The organism is Homoserinimonas sp. (assembly GCF_056262345.1).
This window is the reverse complement of the sequence record NZ_JBACFR010000225.1, coordinates 1-6,715: the sequence shown is the minus strand read 5'-3', so window position 1 is coordinate 6,715 and position 6,715 is coordinate 1. Positions and strand designations below refer to the sequence as shown.

Here is a 6,715-nt window from a genome sequence, read left to right as displayed (position 1 = left end):
CGAGGCAAGGGCAGCTTCGGCCACGCGACCACGACGAGGGCGATGAGAAGCGGCGCGTAAGCCCACACGAATCCCATGATGTTGGCCGGGATCAGAACGGATCCCCCCGGGCTCTTCTGGGAGAACACGGCGATGATCACGTTCACGCCGATCGCGGCGCTGAGGGCAACGACCCGCGTCTCGAACACCAGCCGGAACCCGACCAGCAGCATCGTGATGATGAGCAGCCCCGCGATGAGGCCGATCGGGATCGTAAGCCCGCCGATGCTCCACGTCTGCTGGTGATTGATGGTGAGCACTACGCCGAGAATGGCGCCCATAGCGAGAGCCACCACCGCCGTGGTGATCCTGCCCGCTCGCGTTTCTCCCGCTGAGAGAGCACCCCGCACGGTGGCAGTGGAGGGGGCATCCGCCTCTGCCGAGGGAGCATCGATCAGTCGAAACGCCTCGCGCGTCTCGACGGGGCGTGCTGGCCCGCTCGACAGCGCAAATTGGGGGCGACCATCCGCCGACTCCGAGACCGTGATCTGCGTGGCATGGGCCCGGAGCGCCGCGACCTTAGCGGGCAGCACCTCGCTCACATCGAGCAGGTCCACGCCCTCAATGGGCTGCCCTGCCGACTCAAGGCGATCAAGTTCGTCGACCGATTCGATGAAGGAATAGAACGCGACTCCGCTGAGCCGAGCAGCCGCGCGGGCCGCCTGGTGCGCTCGCACATGATCGGGGTGGCCGTAACCGCCGCGCTCGTCATACGAGAGCACGGCATGCGCCCCCACTGCATCGATCGCCGAGCGGATGTCCGAAACGACCTCGGCGAGATCCGCGCTGCATAGCGCTTCGTCTGCGGGGTCGGCTACGGGCTCTGGGGTTCCGTCGGCCCCCCAGACCATGCCGGAGTCGGAGTACCTGCGCGGCGGCAGGCCCGCGAGCCTCGCACCCTGTTGGCCCAGGAACATGTGGCGGGTGACCCCGAGAGCCACGAGAGCCTGCTCCAGCTCTCGCTCGCGATAGTCGGCAAGCGCTCGCCCGTCGCCTTCGAGATGCCGCAACTCGACGGGGATGACCTCTCCCCGCTCCCCGCGGGTGCACGTCAGCAGAGTGACATCCACTCCGTCTCGCGTAAGCAACGCCAGGGTGCCCCCGGTCGAGATCGCCTCGTCATCGGGGTGCGCATGTACAACGAGAATTCGAACGTCGTCATGCTGCATGATTCCTGCTTTTCTTGGGGGCGAACCGTTCTAGCAAACTACCTCATTGCGCCTGGCAGGGCCTCTTCACGCTCGCGGTGCGGCATCACGACGGGAATCTCGGTGTGGGAGCCTGGATGCCCTCCCACCGTGATCCCCGCCTGCATCTCACGCAAGCGCAGGCGACGATCGCGAAAGTCATCCTTCACGTTCCAGCGGTCGATCATGGCCAGCCCCACCGCTGAGGCAATGAACACCATATGGATGACGACCTGCCACAGCACGCCGGATGCCGTGTAGGTCTCCCCCGTGAGATCGGTGGTGTCGGCCCCGAGATCGGCGACCTCGATGAAGGTCTTCAACAGGTGAATGGACGAGATGCCGATGATCGACATCGCCAGCTTGGTCTTGAGGACGTTGGAGTTAACGTGAGAGAGCCACTCAGGGCGATCGGGGTTCTTGTCGAGGTTGAGCTTGGAGACGAAGGTTTCGTAGCCGCCGATGATCGTCATGATCATCAGGTTCGCGATCATCACAACGTCGATCAGCCCCAGCACGCCGAGCATGACCACGGAGGCCTGAATCTTGGTCGGGTCAGCGAGAACATCTTGAGCAAGGTGCATAAGTTCGAAGAGAAACACCACAACGTAGACGACCTGGGCATAGATCAGGCCGAGATAGAGGGGCGCCTGCAACCAGCGGGAGAGAAAGATGATGCCGCCGATCGACGTCACCCAGCGATTGCGTGCCTGCGCTTTAGCGGTCGGCGCGGTGATGTCGCTCATGAGCGAACTCCTTCGGTGGTCGATGCTGTGGTCGATGCTGTGGTCAACGGGGACGTCGAGAGGGACTCAGGCGCAGCATTCGCGCGATCACGAGCAGCCACCAGTTGGAGCATTTCGTGTTCCTCCAGCAGAAGCTCGCGCTCCTCAAACTCTGCCTTTGACCCCCACCGGTCGATATAGGCAAGCCCGATGGCCGACAGGATGAATGCGGCGTGGATGACGACCTGCCACAGCACCCCAGACTCCGTATACACGGCTCCGTGTTCGAAGTGGGCATCCTCGGCACCCAGATCAGCAGCCTCGATGAACGTCTTAAGCAGGTGGATCGACGAGATACCGATGATGGACATCGCCAGCTTCGTCTTGAGCACGTTTGCGTTGACGTGGGAAAGCCACTCCGGCTTGTCTGGATTCTCATCCAGATCCATCTTCGAGACGAACGTCTCGTAGCCGCCGATGACGACCATGATCACGAGGTTCGCGACCATCACAACATCCACCAGCCCGAGAACGGACAGCATGATGAGGTTCTGGTCGACCGCACCGCCACTCGCAAAGGTCTCTTCGGTGATCTTCACGATCTCATTGATGAAGACAACCGCGTAGAGCCCCTGGGCAACAATGAGGCCGAGATACAGCGGTGCCTGGAGCCACCGTGAAAGAAAGATCAGCCCTCCAAGCGACTCCAGCGGGCTGACCCGGCGGCCGCCCTCCCCCGCTGCGGACTTGGCTTGCCGTGGCGCTGTGCCGCGCTCTGCTGGTGGTTGAGCTTTCATGTGTGGAGCTTTCGGATTGAAACGAGCGGGACGTCGAACACCCCTGCTAAGACCCGAGCGCCAACGAGCGCACGAAGCACTCCTGCTTTCAAGCGAAGCGCATCATGGCAGGGCGGATCGACGAGCCCCGGCGCGGGCAATCGTTGGCAGCGCCGAGAGCACGCAGGCCGGATAGACGAGGCTCCGGGACATCGCTCACTCGACCTGCTGGGGTGTGATGGGTGCCGCACGGAGAGCGGTAACCATCGGTGCAGATTGGCCCGCTGGGGTAAGAACGCCACTAGCCGGTCGCCGACCTCCGCGAGGCTTCACGGGCGGTCCTGCGGCCAGCGCAAGGCCAAGGTCACAATCTGTTCACAGAAAGCGTATTAGAGGCACAGGAGGCCCAGCGGCCAGAAGGTGACCCCAAAAAGGGGAAGCGAAGCGCCGCGCAGCCTTCCGTTAAACGCCGCAGGGCGGCCCCATCAATGATGGGACCGCCCTGCGATGCGGAGCTGCGTCTATTTACGCATTCTGCTTCGTTGCGCTTATTTACGCATTCTGCTTCGCTGCGCTTGTTTACGCATTCTGCTTCTTCAAACGCGAGGTCTTGCGAGCGCGCGCGTTGGCGTCGAGCTCGACCTTGCGAATGCGCACGAACTCAGGAGTTACCTCAACGCACTCATCCTCGCGGGCGAACTCCAGGCACTCTTCGAGCGTGAGCTTGCGCGACGGAGTCATGCGCTCGAACGAGTCCGAGGTCGACTGACGCATGTTGGTCAGCTGCTTCTCCTTGGTGATGTTCACGTCCATGTCGTCGGCGCGCGAGTTCTCGCCCACAACCATGCCTTCGTAAACCTCCTGCGTCGGCTCGACGAAGAACGTCATGCGCTCCTGCAGGGCAACCATGGCGAACGGCGTAGCAACTCCGGCACGGTCGGCAACGATCGAGCCGTTGACGCGGGTCGTGATCTCGCCAGCCCACGGCTCGTAGCCGTGAGCAACCGCGTTCGCGATGCCCTCGCCGCGGGTCGTGGTCATGAACTCCGAACGGAAGCCGATGAGACCACGCGAAGGAACGATGAACTCCATGCGGACCCAGCCGGTGCCGTGGTTGGCCATGGCCTCCATGCGGCCCTTGCGCGAGGCAAGAAGCTGCGTGATGGCACCGAGGTGCTCCTCAGGGGTGTCGATGGTCAGGTGCTCGAAGGGCTCGTGAACCTTGCCATCGATCTGCTTGACGACTACCTGCGGCTTGCCGACGGTGAGCTCGAAGCCCTCGCGGCGCATCTGCTCGACCAGGATGGCGAGCGCGAGCTCTCCACGGCCCTGAACCTCCCACGCGTCGGGGCGGCCGACGTCGACGAGCTTGAGCGAGACGTTACCGACGAGCTCCTTGTCGAGGCGGTCCTTGACCATGCGGGCGGTGAGCTTGTGGCCCTTGACCTTGCCGATGAGCGGCGACGTGTTCGTGCCGATCGTCATCGAGATCGCGGGGTCGTCAACCGTGATGGTCGGCAGCGGGCGCACATCGTTGGGGTCAGCGAGGGTCTCGCCGATGAAGATGTCTTCGAAACCAGCAACAGCGACGATGTCGCCGGGGCCAGCGCTCTCGGCCGGGTAGCGGTCGAGCGCCTTCGTGATGAGCAGCTCCGTGACGCGGGTGTTCGAGACGGTGCCGTCCTTCTTGACCCAGGCAACGGTCTGGCCCTTCTTGATCGTGCCGTTGAAGACACGGAGCAGGGCGAGACGGCCGAGGAACGGCGAGGAGTCGAGGTTGGTGACCCAGGCCTGCAGCGGGTGCTCGTCGTCGTACGTCGGCGCGGGAACGTGCTTGAGGATCGCGTCGAACAGCGGCTCGAGGTCGTCGTTGTCGGGCAGGGTGCCGTCTTCTGGCTTGTTCCAGCTCGCTGCGCCGTTGCGACCAGACGCGTAGACAACGGGAACGTTGAGGATCGCGTCGAGGTCGAGGTCGGGGTGCTCGTCGGCCATGTCGCTCGCCAGACCAAGAAGGAGATCCTGGCTTTCGCTCACGACGGCGTCGATGCGAGCATCCGGACGGTCGGTCTTGTTGACGAGAAGGATGACGGGGAGCTTGGCTTCCAGTGCCTTACGGAGCACGAAGCGGGTCTGGGGCAGGGGGCCCTCACTGGCGTCAACGAGCAGAACGACACCGTCGACCATGCTGAGGCCGCGCTCGACCTCACCACCGAAGTCGGCGTGGCCGGGGGTGTCGATGACGTTGATGACGATGGGGCCGTCGGTGGCGTGAACGCCCTTGTACGAGATCGCGGTGTTCTTCGCGAGGATCGTGATGCCCTTTTCGCGCTCGAGCTCGTTCGAGTCCATGGCACGTTCTTCGAGGTGTGCGTGGTCAGCGAAAGAGTTCGTCTGACGCAGCATGGCGTCGACGAGCGTCGTCTTGCCGTGGTCGACGTGGGCGACGATAGCGACGTTACGCAGGTCAGAGCGGGTGGCAATTGCCATAGAAGTAGTGTCCTCGAGACTGATGATGGGAAAAGGGATCGGGCGCAGTCACCGCTGCCCTACACGGTCAAGTGTACCGCGTGGAGAAACCCATTCCTGTTAAACGCTCGAACGCGGCATCCATTCCCACGGATTCCAGAGAACCGTGGGCGCGTAGGGGGCCACAGAGGCTCCGTCAATCCGGTCGGAGGTGACCACAATCGACGTGAGTTGAAACAGCGGAAGGCCCACGGCATCTCGCCATAGGTGTTCGTCGACGTCGGCGAGCATGCCCGCGCGGTCGGCCGCATCATCCGTCATCTCGAACCGCTGCAGGATGCTGTCGACGGCTTCCGAAGAATACCGCCCGTAGTTGAGGGGCGCGCCTGTGCGCAGAGCCTGCGTCGCCGACTGCACCGACGTAGACGTCGAGCGCAGGCCGAACAGCGCGGCATCCCACGAGTCGGGCGTGGCCAGCAGATTGCGCCAATCGGGGCTGGAGCAATCGGTGACGGCGATCCCCGCCGGCGCTGCAGCATCCCGAATCGCCATGAACTGCGCGAGTCTGCGCGGGTTGGCGGGGTCAAAGAGCACGCAGATCGTTGGCGCGGCGAGTGCCGGGTTCTCGGCGGCCGCTGCGGCAATCAGCTCGGCAGGAGCCCGCGAGGTGAGCTGTTTGCGGCTGGAGGCTGTCGCCTCGACCGCATCGTCATACCCGGTTTGCCCGGGAAAGAGGGTGAACGAATCCCGCGAGACAACAGCGTTGCCGGCGTCGTCTGCACCCTGGATGAGGTGATCCCGGGGAACGGATGCCAGAAAAGCCTGCCGCACGAGCGGATGTTCCACCGCTCCGTTGGCGCTGCGCTCAAGCCTGAGCTGCAGCACCTCACCCGTTCCCGTCGTGACCCGAGACGAGGCGAGCCCCGATGCCTCGATCGCAGCGACCACGTCGGGAGACGACTGGGGTGCGAGCACATCGAGCTCCCCCGCCGAGGCCGAAGCCACGGCCTGCAACGGATCAGAAATGTAGCGAACCTCGATCGTCTCGAACTGAGGAAGGTGATCGCCCTGGTACTCACGGTTGACCGTGAGGGTGAGGCCGTCGTCGCCGATAGCCGCGATCGAATACGGACCAGAACCGACAAAGCGGGCCGGGTCGGAGTCTGCTGCAACCGTGAAGCCTGAGGTCCAGGCCCGGGATAGCGGTGCCAGCGCCGTCGCGTCTCTCGTCGCTATGGCCTGGGCCACGCTCTGCTTGAGGCTTGCCGCCGCATCCGCGCCGCCCTCAGCGCCAGCCTCACTCCCGTGCCCTGCCACGGCTGCGACAACGTGGGCGGGAAGGCCCACAGAGAACACCAGCTGCCAGTCGGCAACGAACTCGTCGAAGGTCAGCGTTAGGGAGCGACCATCGTCTGACACCTCGGGGACCTCAGTGACCCGGTCGAGCCCATTGGAGGTAAAGCCGTCGAAGAACACGACATCGTCGGGAATCGTGTCGTCGAACATCCCTGTCTGCACGTCG

At 63.7% G+C, this 6,715-nt stretch carries 5 protein-coding genes; all 5 read right to left on the bottom strand.

Annotated elements, in window-relative coordinates:
- The coding region (locus AC062T_RS10975; RefSeq protein WP_476029980.1) for a PIG-L family deacetylase at positions 1-1,208 on the bottom strand (1,208 nt) is incomplete at its 3' end.
- 38 nt (positions 1,209-1,246) lie between these two features.
- Positions 1,247-1,972: a TIGR00645 family protein gene (locus AC062T_RS10970; RefSeq protein WP_476029978.1), complete on the bottom strand. Its 726-nt coding sequence runs from the start codon at positions 1,970-1,972 to the stop codon at positions 1,247-1,249.
- Positions 1,969-2,748, bottom strand: a complete 780-nt coding sequence (locus AC062T_RS10965) for a TIGR00645 family protein (protein WP_476029976.1) — start codon at positions 2,746-2,748, stop codon at positions 1,969-1,971. The genes AC062T_RS10970 and AC062T_RS10965 overlap by 4 nt, the downstream gene beginning before the upstream one ends.
- 558 nt (positions 2,749-3,306) lie before the next feature.
- Positions 3,307-5,214 (bottom strand): translational GTPase TypA, encoded by a 1,908-nt coding sequence (gene typA / locus AC062T_RS10960; RefSeq protein ID WP_108517348.1) that lies wholly within the window; start codon positions 5,212-5,214, stop codon positions 3,307-3,309.
- Positions 5,215-5,313: 99 nt separating this feature from the next.
- A partial coding sequence (locus tag AC062T_RS10955; RefSeq protein ID WP_476029974.1) for an ABC transporter substrate-binding protein occupies positions 5,314-6,715 on the bottom strand: 1,402 nt, incomplete at its 5' end.

Coding starts and splice junctions, on each gene's coding strand:
- AC062T_RS10970 (WP_476029978.1), bottom strand. CDS start 1,972: ATGAGCGACATCACCGCGCCGACCGCTAAAGCGCAGGCACGCAATCGC.
- AC062T_RS10965 (WP_476029976.1), bottom strand. CDS start 2,748: ATGAAAGCTCAACCACCAGCAGAGCGCGGCACAGCGCCACGGCAAGCC.
- typA (WP_108517348.1), bottom strand. CDS start 5,214: ATGGCAATTGCCACCCGCTCTGACCTGCGTAACGTCGCTATCGTCGCC.